The following is a 26475-nucleotide window of genomic DNA, read 5'->3' on the forward strand; positions in this document are numbered from 1 at the left end:
AGCTGACGCTGTTGGCTTAGTAGAAAAACTGTCAACGTATTTTAGGACGAGACAGTTTATTTAACAGGTCGATGTTGCATTGCTTTACATCACATATATTAATAAATCTGACAGTGCTTACATTTATAAATGTGATTTATATCTCTATCCATCTTATGAATACTTCTAAGCTTAGTTGGTTTTTTATCTAATTAAACAGAAGGTTATATGATAAATAGAATAATAACACTAAGTGGCGTTGCATTACTTTGTTCAGTGAGTGCGCATGCGCAAATGCAAAATGGAAGTTTCGAAAGCTGGGAAGGAAACGTACCATCTGGATGGAGTGTGATTGACTCCGGCATTGCAGTTTCACACTCTAACGTACCTGTTAATAACGGCAGTTTCTCTGCGCAAGTAACAGTGAATACAGGCACTCAAAGTAATACCGATTTTCTGCAAACGATACGTGTTGAACAAGGGAAAACTTATGATTTCTCTGTCGATGTTTACCACACGGAAGGCAACGTGAAAGCTCGCCTTTTTGTTGATGGCTATTTAGGCTACTCGAATAATGGTTTAACGAATCAGTGGCAAGCATTGACTCACTCGTACAGCGCTACGAGCACTAAAGATATCGTTGTGGGCGTACGATTTTATGATGATGCAGGTTTTGATGGTTCGGAAGTGGTGTATTTAGATAACTTTCAGCCGACGGAGACTCCACCCACACAAAGCTGCAATGACACAAGTGCCGCACTCACGCTAGTGACGGATAACTATGGTTCTGAAACCAGTTGGTCTCTCAAAAACTCAGTTTCTCAAACTCTTTATTCTGGTTCAGACTATCAAAATAACACCATCAATGAAGTGGAAATGTGTTTAGCGGATGGTAGCTACATCCTAGAAGTCTTAGACTCTTATGGAGATGGAATGTGCTGCAGTGTGGGGAATGGTTCATACAGTTTATCGGTAAACGGAACCGTTGTGGCATCTGGTGGTGATTTCCAAGCAAGTCAGAGTACAGAATTTACAATTGGTGGTTCAACTACACCACCAACTGAACCACCAGTTTTAGGTGAGTATTATAAAGACGCTGAAGGCAAAGTGGGCTTTGCGTTAAAAACGGCCTTATATCAAATTATTGATAATCATAGCAGTCAGGGTTACACCGCTATTTGGACGTTGGTGTCTGAGGCTGACCTAGACGCATACTATGACACTGATGGGTCGATTCTCGATATGTATTCGGAGAAACCTTCAGGCTCTGATTCAATCCAATTTACTAAGGTGGCCGATCAATGTGGTCAATACAGCAAAGAAGGTGATTGCTACAACCGTGAGCACTCATTCCCGAAAAGCTGGTTTGGTGGGAAAGTCGAGCCAATGAACTCTGACGGTCACCATTTATTTGCCACTGACGGCTACGTTAACTCGAAACGTAGTAATTGGCCATTTGGTGAGGTGAGTAGCGCGACATACACATCAAGCAATGGTTCTAAGCTAGGCAGCGCAGCGAACTCTCTTGGTTATGTGGGTACGGTGTTTGAGCCAATTGATGAGTTTAAAGGTGATTTCGCAAGAGCATATTTCTACATGGCAACACGTTATGAAAATGAAATCGCTAATTGGGAAGGGAACTCTACAAGCTCTGATGCCGTTCTGGATGGAACCAATACAACCGTTTTTGAACCTTGGCTACTTACTATGCTAAAGCGTTGGCATTCTGAAGATCCAGTAAGCCAAAAAGAAATCGACCGAAATAAGGCAGTACATGATTTTCAAGGGAATCGTAATCCGTTTATTGACCATCCGGAGTTTGTAAGCCAAATCTGGGGAAATTAATCGGAATATAACCACCATGACAATGGCTTCATGATTATTGAATTGAGCCCAATCCTTTGTTTGGGCTTTTTTATTGAGGGGCATTAGAGAGCATGATTTTAAATATTTGAAAAAGCATATTGTCAGAAGACCCGTATACTTGTCAGTGGTCTGCACCATCAATACTGGACGCTACGTTAAGCGACTTTCCATACCTTTAGTTATCTCTGAATTGTTAATTTAGGGGAAGCTGTAGATCATTTATGCCCAAAAGTGAGCCAGAGAGGGATTGAACTCAGTTTTAAACTCTGCAACTTGCCTTACTTTTCCTCATGCCTAGAGATCCAACAATGTAGCTAAATTTTCTAATCCACAACAGACTGATCTTAAATCACAGTTACGCACGAATATGTTGTTCAACTATTTCTCGGCTATTGAATAGTAGAGAACTAAAGGGAAGTTTTTGATTGATAACGTGCCTTGAATCGGAAGCAATGTGTGCTGGCACGTTATTAAAATGTTATATTTCTTATCTCTGGTATGATTTGCAATCTTCACTTTTTAGTATAAATTGCACTTTAATAATTTATAACTATATGAAATTAACATGAATCAAGAAGCCTCAATTGCTGGACAAGCGGTTTACTCGAAGAAAGTACTATCAATATACGATTTCTGGGTTTTAGGAGTATCAAATAACTATTTTTGGAAATGCCCAACTAGACTTATTAGTGAGCAATTTTCAATGTTAGTTTCATCTAATCATTTAGATGTTGGCGTTGGCTCAGGTTATTACCTTAAGAATTACCTACCACAAACAACAAAACGTATCGCTTTGCTAGATTTGAATGAAAATAGTCTTGATACAACCTCAAAAGCAATTAGTCATTTTCAACCTGAAGTTTACTGTGGGGATGTACTTGAGCCTCTTGAATTAAGTATCGAAAAATTTGACTCAATTAGTGTTAATTATTTACTTCATTGTTTGCCTGGAAATTTAATTGGTAAAGGCATTATGTTTAAGCATTTAAAAAGCCATATGAACGAAGGTGGGTTTTTGTTTGGTAGTACAATTTTAGGTAAGGGTACGAAACTGAATTTTTTCGCTAAAAAATTGATGGGTGTTTACAATAAGAAAGGCATATTTAGTAATAACAACGATGATTTAGACTCATTGGTGACATCGTTAAATGAACACTTTACTGATGTAAAAGTGGAAGTTATAGGGTGTGTTGCATTGTTCTCAGGTAAAAAAATATAACAAATGATCTGCTCCAGTGATACTGGACACTCACGTAAGCGACTTTTTCCATACTTTCAATAATTCATGCTTTGCTATATTAGCAAAAGACGCAACTCGGAATTGTCCAATTCCGTGCTAGCAGGTACCAGGATATTCCGTGATTGTTAAGTTCGATGAAGGGATAAAGCCTTCAAATCAACCTAAGTATGTTTTGAGAATGTGATTAAAAAGGCTGAATCAATAAATTGATCAGCCTCTATCGATTTATTCCATTAAAGGTAGCGGCTTCTTAAATGATCTTTGAAGTATTGCGCATTCAAGGTTTCACCCGTTGCGCCTTTCACCAAATCATCGGTGCTCAGCAGGCTGCCCTTGCTCCAAATATTCGATTCTAACCAAGTGAAGATAGGTGATAGATCACCACTTTCAATCACAGAGTTCACATCCACCGTTTTCTTCATTGAAGCCATGAACTGAGCCGCGTACATCGCACCTAGTGTGTAAGAAGGGAAGTAACCGAATGCGCCGTCTGTCCAGTGGATGTCTTGCATACAGCCGTTAGTGAAGTTGCCTTGAGTGCTTAAACCAAGGTATGACTGCATCTTAGTGTTCCAAAGTTCAGGGACATCGGTGTGTTTGATTTTGCCGTTGATCAAGTCACGCTCAATCTCGTAGCGCAAGATAACGTGTGCAGGGTAGGTGAGCTCATCAGCATCCACACGGATGAAATCTTTCTTCACGCGAGTGTAGATCTTCTGGAAGTTCTCTTTTTCAAACTCTGAGCCAGAGAATTGCTGCCCCGCCAAGTTTGCTAAGTGTCCAATGAACGGGTCACTGCGGCCGACTTGCATCTCGAAGAACAGAGATTGAGATTCGTGGATACCCATAGAGCGCGCTTCGCCCGCCGGTTGGCCTGCTAGGTGTTTTGGTAAGCCTTGTTCGTAACGCGCGTGCCCTGTTTCATGCACTATACCCATTAAGCTTTGAACGAACTCCGCTTCGTCGTATCGGGTTGTGATACGCACGTCTGAAGGCACGCCGCCACAGAATGGGTGAACACTTTCATCCAATCGGCCGTGTTCAAAATCGAACTGAAGCAGCTTCATCACTTCTAAACCAAGCGCTTTCTGTTTCTCGGTCGAATAGATGCCAGATGGCGCATTAAATTGCTCGCTCGACTGCTTTTCGATCACTTCATCAATCAGGTTTGGCAGCCAAGTTTTAACGTCTGCAAACAAGGTATCAAGCGAAGCAGAGCTAGTACCCGGTTCATAGATATCCAGCATGGCATCATAAGGCGTTAGATTGGCTGCGTCTGCGCGAATCTGCGCTTCTTCACGAGATAGCTCAACCACTTCACGCCAGTTCTTTTCGAATCCAACCCAGTCGTTGTTACCACGTTGGCTGCGCCATGCATGTTCACATTTTGAACCTGCTAGAGATTTCGCTTCCACCAGTTTTTCTGGAAGTAGGTTAGCTTGTTGCCACTGGCGTTTAATTTCGCGCAGAGACGATTGTTGTTCGTTGTTCAGCGCTTCGTTTTCAGCGTCTGCAATCCAATCTCCAAGTTGTGGTTGCGTCATCAACCCGTGAATATGAACTGAAAGCTCGGCCATCGCTTCGCTACGTGCTTGGTTACCACCTGCAGGCATCATTGAAGCTTGGTCCCAACCACAAATCGAGGCTAGGTGTTGAAAGCGTGAACATTTTTGAGAGTGCTCGACTAGTTTTTTGAATGCGCTCATTTGACTACTCTTAATTTGGTTTCTGTAAATGATCCTTAGGACTGCGTCAGCGTTAAGGTTCATCTCTCATGTACTTTGATTAGGGCTCTACTTTTAAAAGACGCTGACCTTCGGAGTCGAAGATATAGCGAGAAAAGCATGAGGCGGTACGATGCCTTGAATTTACTATTTCTTAACAAATTAAACTGTTCTATTGTGCACAAAATCAGTGAGTTGTATAGCTGGTGGCAATTGTTGCTTGCGAATTGTTCAGATACACGGTATTGATGATAGATCGCTGAACAAGAATGACAATGATATGGATATTTTGAACTTTGAGGCATTTCTAATTGCCATCACTATTTTAACGCTAACGCCGGGTTTAGATACGGCATTGGTAATTCGCAACACGAGCCGTTCTGGCTTGGCTGACGGTTGTATGACGAGCTTTGGTATTTGTAGCGGCTTATATGTACACGCGTTTTTCTCTGCTGTGGGTATTTCTGCAATCCTCGCTCAATCAGCTGAACTTTTTCAAGCCGTTAAGATGGTGGGTGCGGTTTACCTGATCTGGCTTGGCTTAAGCAGTTTACGAGCTTTGATGAAAAACGGTGGCGGTTTGAAGGTGGGTGAACAAGCTCAGCAAGCATACAGTGCTAAGCGTTCTTTGCGTGAAGGCTTTTTATCTAATGTGCTGAACCCAAAAACGGCAGTTTTCTATTTGGCCTTTTTACCTCAGTTCGTCAACCCTGAAGGTTCGCCTTTATTGCAATCTATGTTGATGGCTTCGGTACACTTTATGATTGCGATGGTGTGGCAATGCGGTTTGGCAGGGGCACTTAACTCGGCTAAAAACTTGCTTAAGAATGCGAGCTTTATGAAGTGGATGGAAGGCGTGACGGGCATGGTGCTGGTGGGGCTGGGTGTGAAGCTTTTAATGGAAGAACCTAGCTAAGTCATAGTGACTTAGTTTATTGGAATCTAAATCACTGGCACATAGCCATTAGTTTTATAATAAAACGCCCGCACATTATTGCGGGCGTTTTTGATCGCTCAATTCTTATTATGCTTTAACTGCTTCGCAATCCTTTGAGGAAGTTAACGGTTTGAAGAATAGCTTGGTTTCTTCGATAACAACATGGCGCAGTAAGATAAGCCCAATTAGGTTCGGAATTGCCATTAGGCCGTTCACGATATCCGCCATTATCCAGATCATGTCGAGCTTTAAGAATGCACCAGAAGCAACCAAGGCGATGAAGATAATCTTGTAAGGCAATACTGCTTTGGTACCCAGCAAGAAAACAACACAGCGCTCACCGTAGTAGTTCCAACCTAAAATTGTTGTAAACGCAAAGAAGATTAAGCCAACAGAAACCAACATAGGGCCAAGGGTGTCTGCATTCAAACCAACAGCGAACGCGTGAGTGGTCATCGCAGCGCCAGAAAGGTCCGTCTGCCAAGCGCCTGTTAAGATAAGTGCCAGACCTGTCATCGTACAGATGATGATGGTATCGAAGAAGGTGCCTGTCATAGAGACAAGTCCTTGCTTCACACATGAGTCTGTTTTAGCCGCTGCTGCAGCCATTGGTGCGCTACCTAGGCCAGATTCGTTCGAGAACACGCCACGAGCGATACCTGATTGGATAGCAAGCATGATGCTCGCACCAAAGAAACCACCAGTTGCTGCTGTGTTGGTAAACGCAGAAGTCACAACAAGGGTAATGGCATTCAGTAGTTGGTCTGCATTTGAAATCAGAACGCTTAAACACGCGACGACGTACATCACCGCCATCGTAGGAACGACTTTCCCTGCTACTTTAGCGATAGATTGAATACCACCAAGGGTTACAACCGCCACTAGTATCGTGAGGACAACCGCTGACATTTCACGTGAAGCGCCAAATGAGATTTGAGTTGCGTCTAAGATAGCGTTTACTTGTGGGAAGGTACCGATACCGAAGCAAGCAACACCGAGCGCGAAGACAGCGAACATGACAGCTAAGATTCGAGAGCCCACACCGTATTGCAGGTAGTACATTGGGCCGCCAACCATTTCGCCATTGCTATCGGTTCTACGGTATTTAACAGCAAGTAGACATTCTGCGTATTTGGTCGCCATACCAAATACAGCGGCAAGCCACATCCAGAATAGGGCGCCAGGGCCACCAATCTTGATTGCGGTCGCTACGCCTACAATATTGCCTGTACCAATCGTTGCGGAAAGCGCTGTACACAAAGCGGCGAAGCTTGATACGTCACCCGTACCGGATTTGTCTTTGCTGAACACCATTTTTAGCGCGGTTGGGAGGTGTCTAAACTGGAGTAAGCCTAAGCGAAAAGTAAAATAGATACCTGTACCCACTAGCAGAATAAGTAGTGGTGGTCCCCAAACGAATTGGTTGATGGTTTGTAGTGTAGCTTGTAGGTGGTTCATAGATTCCCCTTAATAAATATAAAATTTAAGGAGAAGAGGGAAGGCAGTGCAGATCACAGGGATCGGGAGCACTACTTAATACATACGGATTTCTAGATAGAATTCTTTTGTTAATTAAGGCTGTTGCTTTCCACTCCTCTGTCCTTTTGCCTGAGAGTTTCACTTAGCGAATCACTTATAGATAAGTAACGGGCACTAAGCTTGCTCCTTCGGCGACCGCTTGCTACAAAAAAAGTAGTACGGTTCTCTCCAGAGGTTCCTCCAACGACAGTCCTCACTTTTCTGGATTTCTCCAGCATAAAGCACCTGAAAGATTTACTTCTTCGGCGGGTTTATCTAACTAAATGTTAATATTTAGTTAAAAACCACTCTCCTGCAGTCTTCATCGGAACAATTACCTAAATAATTAGGTAATCTGTAGGCGTATCCTAGATCATATAAAATGTGATGTCAGCTACAAAATATCTGTTTGCTCAAATGTTGTTCAACTAAATGATCAAACAACGAGTCTCTGACGTAACTTGCTTATTTAAATGGTATAAAATAGAGAAACAAGGAGGAGTTATGACTCGATTAATAGCGATTGTTTTTTTATTGGCTTTGGCATTTGTGCTGTTTCGTTACCGGACAAACGAAAAACTGCAAAAATGGGTAGTGATAGTTATCGTTAGCAGCTTCCTTTTGTATACTGCCAGCCTGATGATTTCGGAGTTAACTCGTTAAGTCTGTCTGTAAGCAGATAGGATAAACGTGTTAGCAAAGCTCAAGTGCTTCTGGCTTGGGCAATAGGTTTAACTGAGCTTAAAGTATCAGTATCAGTATCAGTATCAGTATCAGTATCAGTGACCGTGTAACGTTAAACAAATTTTTGGGAGTACCCGCTAGTGAACCAGCAATCTGGACAAGGCGAACAAGATGAAGTGGTTGTTATTGAGGAACGCGATAAACGTAGTCAGCTCTATATCGGCATTGCTGCGGTTATCGGTTTGGCGTTAGGCGGCTTAATCGGATCTACAGTCACGGCTTCGAAGTGGGAATCCACTTATCAGGTACTAGAAACTCGTTATCAAGAACTGCGTGATAGTAAAACTCAGTTGGTGACATCAGTTGAAGAGAAAGTGGCAAAAGTTGATACCGAAATTGATGCGAAAGTAGAAGCTGCTCTAGTGAAACAGGCAGAAGAGCATCAAAAAGAACTCCAAGATTTAGCGAAACAATCTGCAGTTTTAGAGAAAGCAAACTACTCGTTAGAGCAGCAGTTAAACGAACAGAAGCAAACGTTAGAACAAACTCAACAAAATAATCAAAAGTTGAGCCGTCAAGCTGATATGCAGTCGACCCTTTTTGAACGTTCGCGTGAGCTTTTCCGCAAAGAATTACAGATATCTCAAGAGCTTGAAAAACTCGAGAAAGAAAGAGATGACATCGAACAGAATCTTGGTTCTTTGAAGAAAGCGTGTGATGTTTTCTTAGATGGTACGTCATGGGATACAAAATCTGACGCTTGTGAGAAACAGGATAATGCCAATTCCCGCTTAAGTGACATCAGACAAATGATTGAAGTTCACACCATGGATATCAAGCAGATCAAGACTCTCACTGAAGAGATGGGTTTATAAGTTCAGGTGTTTAGCCCACTCATAAGTAAGCCTGTTTGATAGCGAATGTGTGACAGCAAATATTCAAACGCCCACATCATGAAAATGGTGTGGGCGTTTTTCGTTACGACTATTAATAGTATATGGCGAATACGTTGAGACTATTTCTGAAGGGGATCTGGACTAGTTTGTAAGTGTTCAATAAACATCGATATTTTCTTTGCTAGATGTTTTCGCGATGCATAAAACGCATATAAAACTAAATCTTCAGGTTTATGCTCGAGTTCTACGACCTCTAAAGATCCTGCTTTGATCTCTTCAACACAGGCTTCGATTGGCAGTATAGAAAACCCAAGGCCAGCTAAGGCTCCTGCTTTGGCAAGGCTTCCACTATTTACTCGAAATGAAGAACTAACTTTTTGCGTAATAAGCTCTCCCTCCGTACTTCTAAATACCCAAGGCGTTCCGCTCAACGCTGTTAAGCTACTGATACATGGGACGTGGACTAAATCTGTTATTTGATATGGACGTTTGGAGTCTTGAATTAACTCCGGCGATCCAACGACAGCACTTGGCCAGCGTCTAATTTCTCGGGCTATCCAATTGCTGTCAGGTAGCTTGCCTCGGCCAAAGCTCAAGATAAGATCAAAACCATCGAGCAGATCGTCTTTAGGACTTAAACTCGTGTCACAACACAATGAAACTTTGGGGTGCTCAGTACAGAATGAAATGACAGCCTGTGCGAGTGCAGGTGTGTCTGGCATCAATATTCTTAGTTGTCCCTCTACGCCGTGTGAATATCGAGTTACTTCCTCTAGCGCTTCATCAAGCTGACCCAGTAAAGATTGTGTCGATTGGTATAGCTTCTCGCCAGCTTCTGTTGGCGCAATCTTACGAGTGGTTCTTTCAAACAGCCGAGTATTGAGCTTTTCCTCTAGCAAGGCGATGTGGCGGCTAACGTTTGATGTTGGTAAATCTAAAAACTCCGCCGCTTTTTTAAAGCTGTTGTTCTCAAAGACACAGTGAAAGCTTCGAAGCCATTGTTGTTCTATTTGATTAATCATCTTTATCCCGAAATATTGGATTATGAAACCAACAATAGCCACTTTGTTGACCTGTTTTACTTTGTACAATAACACCATTATCAATCAATAAAGTAGAGTGAAAATTGTTAAGTGAAAATCGAATTAAAGCGTTATTTCTAATTAAGTATTTAATAAAATTCAAGGCTTTATTACCACGTCGTGCCATTTTATGTTGTTTTGTAATCCACTTTCTAGTCGCTCTTGATGCTCTTATTATTGTCCCATTAAGTTCAACAATAAGCCTGAGCTTAAGAGATGATGCCTCGCAAGCTGGCTACCTTGTTTCAGCCTATGCTATCGCGGCTGCAGTGATATGTTTATTCACGAAAGGCAGTTTAGACCCGAATAGAGAAATTAAACGAGTCTATATTTGCGTTGTAGGTTTAGCGGTAACGACGTGGTTGACATCAGTGGCCTCAGATTTTGATCTCTTGATCGTTTATAGAATGCTCTCGGGACTATTTGGTGGGGCTTTAGCCGTTCTAAACCTGAACTATCTTACGTTGATCTCTTGTGATGACGATAGAAAGCGAAACATTGCTGTTTTACTGAGCTCGTTTCCATTGGCGTTAAGTGCGGGCGTACCGGCGCTTATCATGCTGTCTTCAATGGGGGAATGGCAACTCAGTTTTCAAGTTATTGCAGGATTACTGTTGCTGATTGGCGCTGTGGTATCTCTGTCACCATCTATTCAATTAAAAGAGGGGTCTGCAGAATCAGAATTCACTGATAGTCAAAAGTTTAAGTTAGGTGACTATTTATGTAGTCGGGATCTTCGTTTTGCAATTGTGTTGGCTTTCAGCGCTGTACTGGGTACTTTTCTGGTCTCTACGCAGTTCCCAGTGATGCTTGAGGTGAACCTCGGAATATCAGCAACGTTATTAGGATACTGTTATGCCATCAGCGGAACCTGTACCTTCATAGCGATGCAAGCTTTCGCACGTATTAGGGGTACTGATAAAGCAATTTTTCGCCTCATTGTGTGTTTATCATTGGGCATGGTCATTTCTATCGTTTGGGGCTTTGGTTCGCTCAATGTGGGCAGCGCTGCTGTGGCTTTTGTTGTCTTTGTCGTGGTGAGTTCTACTCGGACTTTAGTTCTATCTGTCGAATTAATTAACGCTCTTAGCGTCAACAAACGCATGCTTTTGATTCGTTTACAAAGTTCGTTGCAACATTTTGCTGTGGGTTTTGGGGGATTGCTCAGTAGTGCTTTGGTACAGCCACAATCAGGTGCGTCTTTGGATTTCAATACCTTGGTTTATGTGGCGGTTGGTATCGTACTTTGTACTCCCTGCCTTTGGGTTGCTTACAGCAGAGGGTTGGGCTTGAATGATGAAAAGTGAGTGAAAGTGTTCATTGTGTTGTTGAATGTCTAGGCTACGTTTGCACGTTGTTACTAAGGTTATCTGTGATTAGAATCGTAAAACTGCTGTTCATATGTGGCGAGTTGAATTTTGGGTGACTTTGCACGCATATTTACACGCCAGAAAATTAGCATAATTGTTATGTTCTAGGATGAATATGTGGTTTGTTGCCACTCGGTGATTAGACTATCTCAAAGGACAAAGGACAAAGGACAAAGGACAAAGGACAAAGGACAAAGGACAAAGGATGGAGCGATGCCTGAATATCTGTGCGAGACTTGTACCGTAGCTTATTGCTTTGATGATTGTAATTCGGCATTGGCGCAACGAGAAATGATTGAAGTAGAAGAAGTCTTGGATCGTAAACAAGTAAGCCAAGATCCTGAACGGCGGCTTAAACAAGAAAATTCAGACATAAAAAATCCCTACAAGCACAGCCTGTAGGGATTTTGTACGTTGCAATACTGTTCTCGCTTTCTCAAGCAAAGGGTCTTACAAAAATTTTTAGAACAGTGTTATTCGACAATAAATTATTGACGAGTCACTATTTTTCGTAAGTTTTTATTTCGCCAGATTTAACGCGAGCAACAAATGATTGCAGTTCTTTCTTCACAACAGGCATTAGGAAGTACAAGCCAAGAATGTTGAAGATAGACATCGCAAAGATAGCTGCGTCAGAGAAGTCGATTACCGCGCCAAACTGAATCGTCGCACCGATAACAACAAACACACAAAACATCACTTTAAAAATCAGTTCCGTTGTTTTGCCTTCACCAAATAGGTAAGTCCACGCTTTAAGACCGTAGTACGACCAAGAGATCATGGTAGAAAACGCGAACATAATTACCGCTAGAGCGAGTGTGTATTTGAACACTTCTGCCGTTTCAGTAAACGATGCAGCAGTAAGCGTTACACCCGTTAAGCCTGAACCATCGAATGGACCTGTATTTAGACCAGCGATAGTGATAACCAAGGCTGTCATTGTACAAATGATGACTGTATCAACGAACGGTTCTAATAGTGATACTAGACCTTCAGTGATTGGCTCTTTTGTTTTAACCGCTGAGTGAGCGATAGCTGCTGAACCTACACCTGCTTCGTTTGAGAACGTTGCACGTTTTAGACCTTGGATTAAGGCACCAATGAATCCACCAACCACACCTTCGCCAGTAAACGCACCTGTAAAGATTGCACTGAACGCAGGACCCACTTGATCAAGATTAGAACCGATAACAATCAGAGCCATACCGATATACAGAGCAGCCATCCAAGGAACAACTTTTTCCGTTACCGATGCGATAGAAGGCATACCCCCAACAATCACAGAGAAAACTAAAGCGGCGAGTACAAGGCCTGTGATGACACCGTATTCACTTGGTACATCGAATGCGTAAGTTAACATGGCATGTGCTTGGTTAGCTTGGAACATGTTACCGCCGCCCAATGCGCCTAAAATACACATTAATGCAAAACCAATAGCAAGGGCTTTACCTAGTCCACCCAACCCTCTTTCACCAAGACCTTGGCTTAGGTAGTACATGGGACCACCGGAAACGACACCTGAAGGTAGGATAGTTCGGTATTTCACACCTAAGGTACACTCACAGAACTTAGACGCCATACCCAGAAGACCACACAAGATCATCCAGAATGTTGCACCAGGACCACCAATTGCGAGTGCAGCACCCACACCGGCAATATTACCAAGCCCAACAGTTCCAGAAAGCGCGGTTGTTAACGCTTGAAAGTGAGAAACTTCCCCTTCGTGTTTGGAGTTAGGGTCTGTGTACTTACCTTTAATAATGTCTATGGCCATCCCGACACGTTTAAATTGAACAAAGCCAAAGTAAACAGTAAAGATGATCGCAGCGAGCAGTAACCAGCCAACAATAATTGGGAAGTTTGCTTCACCTACCGGTACGCTTTTAAATATCAGTCCAACGAACCAACCTGTATATTCGTTGAAAAAACCATCAACACTTTGACTTAAGTTACTGATAGCTTGATTAAATGATCCTTCTTCTGCAAATGCACTGGAACTAAATAATAATATAAACCCAAAAAATAATTCACGTATGTTTTTCATGGTTTTCCCTGTCTTTTTATTAAATTATGTTTGTTTCTGTTGTGTTTTTTCTATTTGATTTTTTACATTTCAGCGACTTATTTATTGCAATTCGACGGCAACATAAACGGCTGTAGCTAGGTCGAAAAATGAAATAAATATGAGTACTGATCTTGCTTTATATGGATATCCTTTTGGTATGTGCACCAATTAGACTATGGCATTCGGCCTGCCAAGTCCTACTGATAATCCTATACACAAAAATAATACCATCAAAGATTTTTTTACAATAAATTTACAATTGTTCGGGTTTTGTCATTATTTGGGAATAAGCAGGCATTTTTTAGGTTGGAAAAGGCATATGCAGTAGCTGTTATAGCATGAACTAAGGTGAATGATAGTGGAGGTGCATAGGGAAGTCGGCGAGTTTTAATGTTCAATATGTTTTGGGGAGGTGTTTAAACAATTGATAGCTGAAGATGTAATCAAGCTAAAAGACATTAAAAAAGCCCTTTATCAGAGCTTCGTCAATGGTTTCAATGAGCGTGAGGTTTAGTGCCTGACGAATAGAGACTAGAGTTAAACAGAGCCAATGATACGTTTACTCGATTTGTGGTAAAGCTTAAGTGCGAGTAACGAGCCCCATAGAGCGACTTGTATCCATAGCAATGTCCATTGAGACGCTACCTCTTGCCAAGATGCCCCCATCTGATTGAGCGCTAAAAAACCTTGGATAGCGGGTGTGCTTGGGAATAACTGTGACAGCAGTACTAACCATTCAGGCATCATTTCAACAGGCCAGATAAAACCTGAAGAGAAGATCAGCGGCATTGAACTGATTAACACCACAACCGTGACTAACTCTCTTCTTGGCACTAGCTCACCAATAAAAATCCCGATCAAACAACTAGCCAATAAGAAGGGTAGCAGTAAGGTCAAAATGTTTGTTGTGGAGGCAAGTAGGTTAATGCCATACATCGAAAAGCTCGCGCCGAAGTAGTACATCGACAACAAGTAATATATGCCGACTAAGGTACAGCAGCGAGCAAGTATCAGTTTCGCTGGAGAGGTCTTACTCCAATAGCCAAACGTCGATTGAGCGTTTTGGGTCGCGCCAACTAAACCAGAAGCCATGGCTAAGGTTTGTTGCAGGATCAACACAAAGACGGCTGGAACCACGTAATCAATGTAGCCCATGCGACTATTGAAGGTTGGTTTTAGGTTCAAGCTGAATGCACTGTAGCCTTTGGCTGCGGATTCTAACGGCACACCTTCAACTAACAAGTGACTGACTTTAACTTGTGCAGCTAACGTGCCGCCTGCCTTGGCAAGCCCTTCAACAATGGTTCCGTAGACTAAGAAGTAAGATGCATCACCTGCGTAAGAAAGCGTAGGGCTCTTACCTAGGAGCAAGTCTTTATAGAAGTTCTCTGGGATGACGATGAACCCACCAATCTCTTGATTAAGAACAGCTTGCTTAGCATCGGCAATGGTGGAGTCACGGCGTACCAAGTCAATTTGAGATGTGGCATCTACCATTCTTTCTAACTGGTAGCTGCTTTGGCTCTTATCCAAGTTCACAACGGAAGCTTTAAGCTGTTGAGGAACTTGGTTTACGTAAGGCAACGGATACAAGAATGAATAGAAGAACACACCACCAAATACCGTAAGAAGTACAACAGGGTTGCACAGTACCGCTAACAGTTCTTGCTTGAGTAGTTGAGTAAAGCTCATCGTTTTACTCCTTGTTGTGCTGATGTATCTGGCTGTGCTGATGATATAGCCGCTTGTGTAGATAAAGCCGTTTGTGCAGACAAAGCTGACTGTGCCAAGTGTTTCTTAATTAATAACATCACCACGAAAGCAGGAACTGCATACCACAACATAGAGGAGAGGCTGATCAGCGAATGTGCTGCGCTCACGCCATAACTGGATTGTGCTGTTTGTACTTCGATGTAGTGACTCACGGGCAATAAGCTTCTCCAGATTTGCGCTGCCGTGTTCATGTCGGTGACTGGAAAAGTAATGCCCATGAACGCAAAGCTTGGTGCTGTAAAGGCGCCAGCGAAACTCATCGCCCTTGCTGGATCAAGCGTTAAGAAGAAAAACAAACAACCCATGATGATACAACTGATGACGGTAAGCAGTTGGGCGACGGTCAGTGCCACAAAACTGCCGTTAAACGGCCAGTCTAAGAGGACATAGAACCAAAAGCTAAACGCGATACCAAACATCAAAAACAAGACAAGGTAGGGCGTTAGTGTTGATGTTAGTGATTTCATCGGGGCGTTGGATAACCAAGCATGAAGACCACGAGCTCTAACGTTCGCCGTCAAAACCAATATCGTGCCCACCACAATCATGATCTGCCATAGAGCCGGAATAACCGCAGACACTAAGAACTGAGCATAGCTGGTGTTCTTGTTAAACAGTGGCGTAATCTGGCTTTGTACCGTTACCGCTTGCCCCAATGCAGATTGTACCGTGGTATCACCGTGTGAAAGCTGTTTAACCACTTCGAGTTGCGCGTTGAATGTTCCTTGAGCCTGCAACAGAGCCGAGTTCACCAGTTTGCCAATCAAGATAAATTGACTGTTATAGAAAACGGACACTTGCGGGTTCAAGCCTAGGAAAAGGTCTCGGTCAAAGTGTCTTGGTATCACGACATAACCATAGATATCGCGTTCAATCATCGCTTTAGCCGCTTCACTCGCCGAGCTGTATTTCTGAGTCACTTGTAGGGTAGGTGACGCATCAACAAGGCGCGTGAACTGTTGCGAGATTTGACTGTGTTCAAGGTCGACAACCGCAACCGGTAAGTCGCGAGCGATCCCTTGTAAAAAAATCAGCCAGATACTGGCAGCAAGAAGCAACGGAATCCAAGTTAGGCAAGACAACAGCCATTTGTCTTTGCGGACAATCGCCCACTGCCTAAGCAATGTATTTTTCACTTGACGGTGCTCCGGTGATTGCGTGCCTCTAGATTGCGAGGCTGTAGATCGAGAGCTTATAGAGCGAAAGTTAGCAGACATACGTCACCTAAAGCTCAACCACTAGGCTCATGCCCATACGCAGTGTTTCTTTGGTATCGACAGGGTGCGCTTCTACTTCAAAAGTGCGTAAGTCGAAGCCTTGTGCTGCGTCTGTTGAACGCCAAGTCGCGAAATCACCCATTACGGCAATATGAGTAACCTGAAAGGTTAACGACTTATCCAGAGCTGGAAGGTACGCTTCAAATTGGTTGCCTTTCTCAAAATGTTTCAACATATCTTCGCGCACGTTGAGCACCGCCCATGCATCTTTAGTGTCAATTACGGTCACAACAGGGAAACCTTGAGGAGCTAACTCACCGCTACTTAATAGTACTTGAGCCACTTCACCGCTAAACCAACTGTGAATCTGCGTGTCTTTTGCGTAGGCTTCAACTTCTGCCACGGCGCCAGCCGCCATTAATGCTTTTTGAGCTGCCGCGACTTTGGTTTCGTCACGCGCACCTTCTTGTGCTAATTGGTACATTTGGAACGCAGCGCTTTCGGTGTATTTCGCTGCTCGCCATTGTGTTTTGGCTTCATCACGTTTTTGCTCGGCAACCACGCCATCGTTATAAAGGTTGTTTACACGTTGGTAAGTTTTATCCATGAGATCGGCAGCTGCTTTGGCTTTCAACCATTGGTCTTTAGCGGCTTGGATTTGCTGAGTACGCGCGCCATTCTCTGCTTGTTTTGCTAATGCACCAGCGGCTTTTTGACCGGCTTTTGCTTGCTCTAATTTAGCGTCAATTTCTGGGCTAAGTAGGGAGAAGATCAATTCGCCTTTTTCAACCGAATCGCCTTTACGCACGAATATTTCATCAATTCTGCCGGGTACTTTCGATGAGATGCTGTATTGCTGCGCATCTATTTGACCTTGAAGCTTAACAGGCTGTGGTTGGTACGCTTGGTAAAAGCCGTATCCAACCCAGCCAATAATGCCGATACCAACCAGAGAGAGAATAAATGGCTTAATAGGTTTCATGAATTATCCTTTTGACTGGCTAGCGGTGTCTGCTTTTGAATCGAAGTCAGACGGGACAGAAGACGTTAAGTAACTTGAATAAGCATTCATTTCACTGGTGAGTGCTAACAGCTTATTAAGAGAAATTAGGTATTTGAATCGAGCAGCAGATTGCTGTGTTTTAATGCTTGCAAGATAAAGCTCAGCATCAACCACTTCTAACGAATTGGATAACCCTTGAGTGAAGGCTTTTTTACGAAGTGAAAGGTTTTCTTGAGCTAAAGACAGACTTGAGTTGAGGCCTTGAACTTCTTCAATTGCTTGGTTCGCTTCAAGATAGGTCTTTTGTACCAAAACGGTTAAGTCTTGCTTGGCTTGCGACTTAAGAAACTGGACTTGAGACACGGCGCTATGAGCGGCAGCGACTTTGTCGGAACGACCTGACGTGTCAAGTAGCGGTACATTCACACCAATACCGACTAACCAATCGGGTTTCATTTCACTGGCTAGCGAGTCATCTTCGTACAGGCTGTAATCACCGTAAAGGTAAACTTCTGGGTAGTATTTGCCTTTTTCAGCCTTGATCAAGCTACTCGCTTGTTTCTCTTTTGCTTCAAGGATTTTAAGGCCTGGGTAGGTCATGAGGGTTTGATCAACAAATACGTCCATATGAGGCAGGTTTTTGTTGATAAAGAGTTGTTCTGAAGGTTCGACACTTTGGCTCTGACCAAGGATCTGAGTCAGTGCTAATTGAGCAATTTTGAGGTCGTTCTGCGCTTTGGTTCGTTCAACAACGGCTTTATCCAAAGAAGCATCCGCCTGCAGACGTTCTACTCGAGCAATTTGTCCTTGCTGTTCAAGCTTGATGGCGAAATCACGATGCTGAGTTAAGCCAGCTTCAACGGCTTGACGTGTTCTCACGACGTCTTCCGCTAAGATCACCGAGAAGTAATATTTACTTAAGTCTTCGTAGCGAGCCTGTTTCTCCATCAGCAGTTGGCTTTGCGCTTCTTCGCTTTTACCTTCGGCAGCAGTTTGCGCAGCGGTAATTCGTCCGCCAGTAAAGATAGGCCAAATAGCACGGATGGAAGAGCTGAAGATGTCTTGCTCTGTTATGGTCGAGGTAACGCCACCCAATTTAGCTAATAAGGGTGCAAATGCTGGATCTACGCCGCTTAAGCTATCGCCGAACTGTTTACCATTGATAGTCACATCATTATCAAGGTGCGTGTAGTTAGCTCCCAAGGTGATCGAGGGTAGATTAAGGCTACTTGTTGAGTTCTGAAGGTGTTGATAACGCTCAACGTTGGCTTGTTGAGCCGCAAGTGAGTTGTTGTTCTCTTGCAATATTTGCCACGCTTCAGAAAAAGTGAGCGGGGCAGAGAAAACTGGCGAAGCAAATGTGCCGAGAAGCATACTGGCGAGCGCAAGGTGTCGGAATTTTGGTTTGGTCATCTGCATTAAATACCATTTAGAGTATTAGCTCTAATGCTAACAGGGTGATAGTCATTTGTCTTGAGATGATTGTCTCACATGATTAGAAACCCTCATAACTCGTTAAGTTAACGTAATAAAGTACGTGACGTGGGCAACAAAGATCACTGAAACGAAAAGAGCACGACAAAGCGTGCTCTTTAAGTTCAGTATAGAAGTGTTCTTACAAAATGAAGTGGCTTATTTAAAGCTAGGACAATGGTGATCGGCGCGCCACACCAATTGTCTTGAACCTTGCATTGTTTGTAATAAATCTCTACCTGACATTTGCGGGAACGCTAACAATACCTTGAGATCGAGAGGGGAGGTACCGTCTTTCTCATAGGCTCTTACGTGAGTAAAAGTCGATTGCAAGTGTTTGAACAGCATGGTCTTAGTAAGACAAATTCCAAAGTTATCGCGTTTCATTGCCTGGTTTCCTTTTCAACAATGTTTATACGTTATGTTTTTTATCCTGTTTCTATCGGACGTTGCCACTGATCGATACTTCCTGCTCATCAATGTTTTATTATTGGGTGCTGATTTATCAGTCACCTCTGAGTTGTCTACTGGCCTGTCGCGTAAATAGAGATGTATGAATGAGGTTAGGTAGGTAACCTGTTTGTTCAACAATCGTAACGACGAGCGTGCAACTTTTAGTTATAGATACGTCCAGTGAGCGAAGGGTTGTTGCCTTTTTGTTAACCTAAATTTCGATTTAAAGCGCGGTCTGAAAATGAGGACTTATGGCTTGGCAACAACGAACTCCTTCATATGCAACTATTATAATTGTATTTATTTTAAACAACCTAAAAAACACCTAAAAGCTTAGTGATCTTGCTCAATATTTATTCGTTTACTTTGCTTTTTAAGCTAATCCGTTCTAAAAATGAACGATTAATCGAAATGAATAACGTAAAGGATTATCAATTAACAATCTGCTCAATTATTTAGTTGAGTAACAGTCACAAATTCGCATAGCTAGAAAGGTCATGCGGTTAACTTAGTGTTAACATCATTCGTCTAACACTAGGGACGGTGGAATATGAAATGGAGCAGTATCAGTTTCCGTAAAAGGTTACTGATTATCATGACGGTCACTGGCCTTGTTGAGCTTTTGATACTCTCAGGTGCTGGTTTTTACTACATCAAACAATCTCAAGAACAAGAGATGGGTTTGAAAGCGTTAGGTGTTGCTGAATTTCTATCTGAATCGCCACTGGTCACCAGCATTATCCAAGAAAATGGAACGTTGGATCCTAACGGCGTTCCCTACGTTCTGTCTGAAGAAACCCAAGTTAAGTTTCGTAACCTTACCCAACTCATTGGTGCGGCGTTTATCGTTGTGGGAGATGATAAAGGTATCCGCCTGATTCACCCTTATGATGACTGGCTCGGTAAACCAATGCGTGGTGGCGATAACCAAAAAGCGTTGATATTGGGCGAGTCTTATGTGTCGACGGCTAAAGGTTCACTTGGCTTCTCTGTCCGTGGTAAATCTGCGGTAAAAGACCCCCAAGGTGCCGTTATTGGGGTAGTGTCGGTGGGTTATCTATTGGATTCTTTGCAAGATCGAATCGAACCTTACTTAGCCTTTTTGATTGTGATGGCGTTGCTGGTGGTTGCCGTCAATGCGGTGATTTCAAGCTATGTGTCTCGCCGTTTTCAGCGCGCTATTTTAGGCTTTGAGCCAGAAGAAATTGGCCGCTTATATGTAGAACTTGATGTGACTATGAGTACCGTGAAAGAAGGTATTTTGAGCATTGATAAGCACGGCATTTTGCGTTCAATTAATAAGAGTGCCTGCGATATTTTATCGATAGACAGGGATAAAGCACTCAATCAACAGCGCCTTTCTGATGTATTGCCAGGCAGTGATTTAGAACAACTGCTATCAACCGGCGACACCGACCACGATGTTGAGTTGTATTTAAACAATAAGCGAATCATTGCTAACCGAAGCCCAATTATAGTGGCAGGTGAGGTGGTCGGGGCGGTATCGAGTTTCCGATTACGAGATGAAATCAACGATTTAACCGACCAGCTCTCACAAACCAAAGAATATGCAGATCTACTGCGTTCACAAACCCATGAGCATCAAAACAAGCTCAACACCATTAGCGGCTTGATCCAGATGGGCGAGTTGGATTCAGTACAGCAACTGATTGGCCAAGAAACCGCGCACTATCAAAGCTTGATCGAGTTCTTGCGTGAAACCGTTAAAGACCCGCTCATTGCAGGTATGCTCCTTGGGAAGACGGAACGCGCGCGAGAAATTGGTTTAGAGCTTAAAGTTGAAGAAGGCTCAAGGCTTGAAGCTCTGCCTAGCTGGTTAAACGCGGATGACGTTGTCACAATTCTTGGCAACCTGATTGATAACGCCTTTGACGCCACCATGACGGCGATTAAGCAAGAGGGTCAAATTGCGCCAGTGCGTCGGGTTATTGAAGTTTCAATCAGTGATTTTGGTAATGAAATTATCGTAGAAGTAGAAGACAAAGGGTGTGGTTTGCCGAAAGAGTTGGCAACCAAAGCACTTACCGAAAAAGGCGTATCGAGCAAAGCGAAGCAAAATCGTGGTGTGGGTTTGTATCTGATAAAGCAGTTGGCAGACCGATATCAAGGGCAGCTTGAAATGGTCGATAACCACGATTTTGGCACGCGAATGACGGTTTATCTGCCAAAAGAAGAACAATAATAATTAAGCACGAATCGATCTTGTGAAGATCATCGTGACGGAAAAAGCATGGTTAAAGGAAGAACATAAATGAACGCAATCACGAGAGTCATGGTCATTGAAGATGATATTGCGATTGCAGAGCTACACCATCGTTATTTAGAACAGATGGGTGGCTTTGACGTGGTCGGCATTGCCACAACACAGTCTGAAGCGCTGATGCAACTGGACATCCTAAAACCGGATTTGGTGTTATTGGATGTGTATCTGCCGGACGGGTGTGGGCTCGATATTCTTAATCACGTAAGAGGGAGCAATCAAGGCTGCGACGTTATCTTGATTACTGCTGCTCGAGATGTGGATACGCTGCAACAGGCGATGCGTGGTGGAGTGGTCGATTATCTATTGAAGCCAGTGATGTTCCCTCGTTTGGAAGCGGCACTGAAAAAGTATCAATCTCAACAGCAAGAGTTTGAAAGTGTGTCGGATTTGAATCAAGGTTTGGTTGATAAGATGCTGCAAGCCAATGCCAAAGCGGACTCTGGAAAAGTATCAACCTTACCGAAAGGCATTGATGGCGTAACGTTGGATAAGATCAGAGCCATTTTTCAGCAAGCTGATGCCGTTAATATTACCGCCGATGAAGCCGGAGAACGAATTGGTGCTAGCCGAACCACCGCCAGACGCTATTTAGAATTTTTGATTACCACTGGTGAGTTAGTCGCGGACTTAAATTACGGCACCGTAGGTCGTCCGGAGCGCTGCTACAACAAAGCGCAAAGATAAACGCGATGCTATCAAATAAGTATAAAGCCAGTTGAGTAAGCTGGTTTTGGTTTTTTCTCCCTTTCTTATTGCTCACTCCACCGACCAGATACCGTTCTTTCTTGACTACAATGTTTGAGAATGCCGATTTGCTTCTTCTTCCGGATAGAACAGCTGACTTATCGATTATAATTTGTTCGAAATTAGTCAATATTTAATCGATTGCTTTCACAGTGGTTGATGTAAATCAAATACTCATAGACAATACTGTCCCGAATAGAGGTGATAGCTTTCACCCTCGTTTACCAAACGCATTCTCAAGTGTAATAGGCACTCGCTATTGATGTAATAGCCAAGACCTATTATCTATTTTCGTATGTCGCTGATACCTTTGGCGAATACTAAAAACCTTGTTTTTATAGGAAAGATGATGGTAATACCTGAAAACAGCAGCATCGTTATTTTTGGTGCGTCGGGAGATCTAACTTACCGCAAGTTAATTCCTGCTTTGTACCACCTGTATGCTAGCAATCAACTTCCAGAATCCTTTGCGATTCTTGGAGTGAGCCGTACTGAGTACAGCGACGAGTCTTACCGTGAGAAGCTGAAGAAGTCTCTTCAGGAAATGGAAAAAACTGAGCCAGAGACGCTGAATGCATTTATTGAACATCTGCATTATCAAGCGATCAACACTTCAGATGTAGACGATTACGCTCGTCTAGCACAACGTCTGGATAAGCTTGAGCAAGACTACCAATTCGAAAACCATAACACATTGTTCTACTTGGCAACCCCGCCAAGCCTTTACGGTGTGATTCCAGCAAACCTTGCTGCACATGGCCTAAACGATGAGAAGAACGGCTGGCGTCGTCTGATTATTGAGAAGCCATTTGGTTACGATCTAGCATCAGCTCAAGCGCTGGATGAAGAGATCCATCATCACTTCCAAGAACACCAGATCTACCGTATCGACCATTACCTTGGTAAAGAAACGGTACAAAACCTTCTAGTGCTTCGTTTCTCAAACGCGATGTTTGAACCTCTGTGGAACCGTAACTTCATTGAATACGTTGAAATCACAGGTGCTGAGTTCCTTGGCGTTGAAGAACGTGGCGGATACTACGATGGTTCTGGCGCAGTTCGTGACATGTTCCAAAACCACCTGCTACAAGTGCTAGCAATGGTTGGTATGGAGCCACCTGCTCAAATCAATGCAGATTCTATTCGTGATGAAGTGGTTAAAGTACTTCAGTGTCTGAAACCATTAGAAGAAGATGATTTGCGTAAAGACTTAGTGTTAGGTCAGTACACAGCATCAGATGTTCGTGGTCAGCACTTACTAGGTTACCGTGAAGAGCATGGTGTCGCAGACGACTCTCGTACTGAAACGTACATTGGTCTTAAAGCACACATCAATAACTGGCGCTGGAATGGTGTTCCTTTCTACGTACGTACGGGTAAACGCTTACCAACACGTGTGACTGAAATTGTGATTCACTTTAAGAACACACCACACCCAGTGTTTGGTCAAGATGCACCAGAGAACAAACTGATTATCCGTATCCAACCGGATGAAGGTATTCAGATGAGCTTTGGTTTGAAAGAGCCAGGTGCAGGTTTCAAAGCAAAAGAAGTGAAAATGAACTTCTCTTACTCTGACTTGCCTGAGACTCAGATGCTAACGGCTTATGAGCGTCTTCTTCTTGATGCACTGAACGGTGATGCGACTCTGTTTGCACGTACCGATGCTGTAGAAGCATGTTGGAAGTACGTTCAACCGATCTTAGATTTCAAGCAAGATCCTCAAGCACTGTTTGGCTATGCTTGTGGTACTTGGGGCCCACAAGAAGCCGATGAGCTTCTGCAGCGTGATGGCCGCGCATGGCGTTTCCCATGTAAAAACTTAACAGATACGGATTACTGCGAACTATGATCAATCACAAGATCTTTGCAACGCCTGAATTAGTCGTTGAAAACCTAGCAAACGAAATGAAAGCTTACAGCGAGCAGGGCAAGCCTGTTCACATTTCATTGTCGGGTGGCAGCACGCCAAAAATGCTTTTCAAGCTTTTAGCTCAAGCGCCATACGCAGAAGGCATTCAATGGAATAACCTTCATTTCTGGTGGGGCGACGAACGTTGCGTTGCACCTGATGATGCAGAAAGCAACTTCGGCGAAGCGAACGCGCTACTTTTCTCGAACGTGAACCTTCCTGCTGAAAACATCCACCGCATCCGTGGTGAAGATGAGCCAAAAGCAGAAGCAGAGCGTTTCGCGAAAGAGATGGCAGACGTGATTCCAACAGAAAACGGCACGCCTGTTTTCGATTGGATCCTGCTAGGTGTTGGCGCAGACGGCCACACAGCTTCACTATTCCCGGGTGTAACTGACTACCAAGATGAGAACCTATCTGTATTAGCTTCTCACCCAGAGTCGGGCCAGATCCGTGTTTCTAAAACAGCGAAAGTTTTAGAAGCAGCAAAACGAATCAGCTACCTAGTACTGGGTGCAGGTAAAGTTGAGATCGTTAAAGAAATTCATACAACTCCTGCTTCAGAACTGCCTTACCCGGCAGCGAAAATCCAGTCTAAAACTGGTGAGACAGAGTGGTTCCTAGATTCAAATGCAGCAAGTGCTATCGCATAAGTGCGAATAGCCGCAAGGAGATAAAATAATGAAAGGTGATATCGGTGTAATTGGCCTAGCAGTAATGGGTCAGAACCTTATCCTAAACATGAACGACCACGGCTTCAAAGTTGTGGCTCACAACCGTACTGCTGCGAAAGTAGACGAGTTCCTAGAAGGCCCAGCTAAAGGTACTAACATTGTTGGTGCTTACTCTCTAGAAGAGCTAGTTGAGAAGCTAGAAGCGCCACGTAAAGTGATGCTTATGGTTCGTGCTGGTGATGTTGTAGATACGTTCATCGACAAGCTTGTACCACTTCTAGACAAAGGCGACATCATCATTGATGGTGGTAACACTAACTTCCCAGACACTAACCGTCGTGTTGCCGCTCTTCGCGAGAAAGGCATCCACTTCATCGGTACGGGTGTTTCTGGTGGTGAAGAAGGCGCTCGTTTCGGTCCTTCTATCATGCCAGGCGGTTCTCCTGAAGCTTGGGAAGCGGTTAAGCCTATCTTCCAAGGTATCTCTGCGAAAACTGACGCGGGTGAGCCTTGTTGTGATTGGGTTGGTAACGACGGTGCTGGTCACTTCGTTAAGATGGTTCACAATGGCATCGAATACGGTGACATGCAGCTTATCACTGAAGCATACCAGTTCATGAAAGATGGCCTAGGTATGAACCACGACGAAATGCAGGCTGTATTTGCTGACTGGAACAAAACTGAGCTAGACAGCTACCTAGTTGAAATCACTGCTGATATCCTTGGTTACAAAGATGAAGACGGTGAAGCGCTAGTTGAGAAGATCCTAGACACTGCTGGCCAAAAAGGTACGGGCAAATGGACAGGTATTAATGCACTAGACATGGGTATCCCACTGACTCTAATCACTGAGTCTGTATTCTCTCGTTGCCTGTCTGCACTTAAAGATCAACGTGTTGAAGCTGAGAAACTGTTCGGTAAGACTGTTGCTCCAGTTGAAGGCGACAAGCAAGAGTGGGTTGATGCAATCCGTCAGGCTCTACTTGCTTCTAAGATCATCTCTTACGCTCAAGGTTTCATGCTAATGCGTGAAGCGTCGAACGAAAACGGTTGGGATCTAAACTACGGTAACGTTGCTCTTATGTGGCGTGGCGGTTGTATCATCCGTTCTGCATTCCTAGGCAACATTCGTGATGCTTACGAAGCGAACCCAGAGATCGCATTCCTAGGTTCAGATGCATACTTCAAAGGCATCCTAGACAACTGCATGGGCGCTTGGCGTAAAGTTGCAGCTAAGTCTATGGAATCAGGCATCCCAATGCCATGTATGACTTCTGCACTAACGTTCCTAGACGGCTACACTACAGCTCGTCTTCCAGCGAACCTTCTACAAGCTCAACGTGACTACTTCGGTGCTCACACTTATGAGCGTACAGACCGTCCACGTGGTGAATTCTTCCACACAAACTGGACTGGTACAGGCGGCGACACTGCTTCTACAACTTACGACGTATAATCATTAGTTAGAATCAGTAAAGAACACGTTTGTTCTTTCAGCTGAAACTAGAAAACAAAAGGATGCCAATTGGCTAATGCCGATCAGTTAAAGCCAAAGTGATCGGTTGAAGGATCCTTCCGAGC

At 43.5% G+C, this 26475-nt stretch carries 20 protein-coding genes and 1 riboswitch; of the genes, 11 read left to right on the forward strand and 9 right to left on the reverse strand.

All coding sequences use genetic code 11. The features are described 5' to 3' along the window. The first annotated feature begins 207 nt into the window (after positions 1–207). Together AB6D80_RS18850 and AB6D80_RS18855 are read left to right on the forward strand one after the other, a co-directional pair. Positions 208–1824, forward strand: coding sequence for an endonuclease (locus AB6D80_RS18850; RefSeq protein WP_372189266.1), 1617 nt, complete (start codon positions 208–210; stop codon positions 1822–1824). 586 nt (positions 1825–2410) lie between these two features. Then, positions 2411–3064 (forward strand): bifunctional 2-polyprenyl-6-hydroxyphenol methylase/3-demethylubiquinol 3-O-methyltransferase UbiG, encoded by a 654-nt coding sequence (locus AB6D80_RS18855; protein ID WP_122047128.1) that lies wholly within the window; start codon positions 2411–2413, stop codon positions 3062–3064. Positions 3065–3318: 254 nt separating this feature from the next. Here AB6D80_RS18855 and AB6D80_RS18860 read toward each other — a convergent pair whose 3' ends face one another. Continuing rightward, on the reverse strand, positions 3319–4791 hold the full coding sequence (locus AB6D80_RS18860) for a carboxypeptidase M32 (protein WP_029225504.1): 1473 nt from the start codon (positions 4789–4791) through the stop codon (positions 3319–3321). A 298-nt stretch (positions 4792–5089) separates the two neighbouring features. Between AB6D80_RS18860 and AB6D80_RS18865 the strand changes: the two genes are divergently transcribed. Then, a complete protein-coding gene (locus AB6D80_RS18865; protein ID WP_017101085.1) occupies positions 5090–5725 on the forward strand; it encodes a LysE family translocator in 636 nt (211 codons plus the stop codon). Between the two features lie 108 nt (positions 5726–5833). On the opposite strand, the gene AB6D80_RS18870 is transcribed toward AB6D80_RS18865, so the two are convergent. Further along, on the reverse strand, positions 5834–7204 hold the full coding sequence (locus tag AB6D80_RS18870) for a sodium:alanine symporter family protein (protein WP_017101086.1): 1371 nt from the start codon (positions 7202–7204) through the stop codon (positions 5834–5836). A gap of 128 nt (positions 7205–7332) precedes the next feature. Continuing rightward, a riboswitch (glycine riboswitch) is annotated at positions 7333–7467 on the reverse strand. Positions 7468–8088: 621 nt separating this feature from the next. On the opposite strand from AB6D80_RS18870, the gene AB6D80_RS18875 reads away from it, so the two are divergent. Then, positions 8089–8823, forward strand: coding sequence for a chromosome segregation ATPase (locus AB6D80_RS18875; RefSeq protein WP_017103097.1), 735 nt, complete (start codon positions 8089–8091; stop codon positions 8821–8823). 140 nt (positions 8824–8963) lie between these two features. Here the strand turns inward: AB6D80_RS18875 and AB6D80_RS18880 are convergent, their stop codons facing one another. Beyond that, the gene (locus tag AB6D80_RS18880) at positions 8964–9866 is read right to left on the reverse strand and encodes a LysR family transcriptional regulator (protein WP_029222939.1); all 903 of its coding nucleotides are present in this window, start codon (positions 9864–9866) and stop codon (positions 8964–8966) included. A 104-nt stretch (positions 9867–9970) separates the two neighbouring features. Here AB6D80_RS18880 and AB6D80_RS18885 point away from each other — a divergent pair, with 104 nt between their 5' ends. Together AB6D80_RS18885 and AB6D80_RS18890 are read left to right on the forward strand one after the other, a co-directional pair. Then, positions 9971–11233 (forward strand): MFS transporter, encoded by a 1263-nt coding sequence (locus AB6D80_RS18885; RefSeq protein WP_017103095.1) that lies wholly within the window; start codon positions 9971–9973, stop codon positions 11231–11233. A 276-nt stretch (positions 11234–11509) separates the two neighbouring features. Continuing rightward, positions 11510–11698 carry a hypothetical protein gene (locus AB6D80_RS18890; protein ID WP_012603781.1) on the forward strand — a complete coding sequence of 63 codons (189 nt, stop codon included), beginning with the start codon at positions 11510–11512 and terminating at the stop codon, positions 11696–11698. Positions 11699–11798: 100 nt separating this feature from the next. Here AB6D80_RS18890 and AB6D80_RS18895 read toward each other — a convergent pair whose 3' ends face one another. The 6 genes from AB6D80_RS18895 to AB6D80_RS18920 form a co-directional block, all read right to left on the reverse strand. After that, a complete protein-coding gene (locus tag AB6D80_RS18895; RefSeq protein ID WP_009846571.1) occupies positions 11799–13340 on the reverse strand; it encodes a sodium:alanine symporter family protein in 1542 nt (513 codons plus the stop codon). Between the two features lie 558 nt (positions 13341–13898). Continuing rightward, a complete protein-coding gene (locus AB6D80_RS18900; RefSeq protein ID WP_371704942.1) occupies positions 13899–15053 on the reverse strand; it encodes an ABC transporter permease in 1155 nt (384 codons plus the stop codon). Continuing rightward, positions 15050–16351 carry an ABC transporter permease gene (locus AB6D80_RS18905; protein ID WP_371707909.1) on the reverse strand — a complete coding sequence of 434 codons (1302 nt, stop codon included), beginning with the start codon at positions 16349–16351 and terminating at the stop codon, positions 15050–15052. Before AB6D80_RS18905 ends, AB6D80_RS18900 begins: the two co-directional genes overlap by 4 nt. A gap of 7 nt (positions 16352–16358) precedes the next feature. Beyond that, positions 16359–17333: an HlyD family secretion protein gene (locus AB6D80_RS18910; protein WP_372189269.1), complete on the reverse strand. Its 975-nt coding sequence runs from the start codon at positions 17331–17333 to the stop codon at positions 16359–16361. A gap of 3 nt (positions 17334–17336) precedes the next feature. After that, positions 17337–18773 carry a TolC family protein gene (locus AB6D80_RS18915; RefSeq protein WP_371695593.1) on the reverse strand — a complete coding sequence of 479 codons (1437 nt, stop codon included), beginning with the start codon at positions 18771–18773 and terminating at the stop codon, positions 17337–17339. A gap of 213 nt (positions 18774–18986) precedes the next feature. Further along, positions 18987–19214, reverse strand: a complete 228-nt coding sequence (locus AB6D80_RS18920) for a hypothetical protein (RefSeq protein ID WP_009846577.1) — start codon at positions 19212–19214, stop codon at positions 18987–18989. Between the two features lie 661 nt (positions 19215–19875). On the opposite strand from AB6D80_RS18920, the gene AB6D80_RS18925 reads away from it, so the two are divergent. From AB6D80_RS18925 to gnd, 5 genes are all read left to right on the forward strand, one after another. Further along, on the forward strand, positions 19876–21483 hold the full coding sequence (locus tag AB6D80_RS18925; RefSeq protein WP_371997215.1) for an ATP-binding protein: 1608 nt from the start codon (positions 19876–19878) through the stop codon (positions 21481–21483). A gap of 69 nt (positions 21484–21552) precedes the next feature. Next, positions 21553–22248: a response regulator gene (locus tag AB6D80_RS18930; RefSeq protein WP_017063807.1), complete on the forward strand. Its 696-nt coding sequence runs from the start codon at positions 21553–21555 to the stop codon at positions 22246–22248. A 409-nt stretch (positions 22249–22657) separates the two neighbouring features. After that, positions 22658–24160 carry a glucose-6-phosphate dehydrogenase gene (gene zwf / locus AB6D80_RS18935; protein ID WP_029222938.1) on the forward strand — a complete coding sequence of 501 codons (1503 nt, stop codon included), beginning with the start codon at positions 22658–22660 and terminating at the stop codon, positions 24158–24160. Further along, the gene (gene pgl, locus AB6D80_RS18940; protein WP_012603788.1) at positions 24157–24873 is read left to right on the forward strand and encodes a 6-phosphogluconolactonase; all 717 of its coding nucleotides are present in this window, start codon (positions 24157–24159) and stop codon (positions 24871–24873) included. The genes zwf and pgl overlap by 4 nt, the downstream gene beginning before the upstream one ends. 28 nt (positions 24874–24901) lie before the next feature. After that, complete coding sequence (gene gnd, locus AB6D80_RS18945) at positions 24902–26350, forward strand: decarboxylating NADP(+)-dependent phosphogluconate dehydrogenase (RefSeq protein WP_004733587.1); 1449 nt, start codon at positions 24902–24904, stop codon at positions 26348–26350. The last annotated feature ends 125 nt before the right edge of the window (positions 26351–26475 follow it).

The organism is Vibrio sp. 10N.247.310.17, assembly GCF_041466605.1.
In the GTDB taxonomy this organism is placed as follows: Bacteria; Pseudomonadota; Gammaproteobacteria; order Enterobacterales; family Vibrionaceae; genus Vibrio; species Vibrio tasmaniensis_A.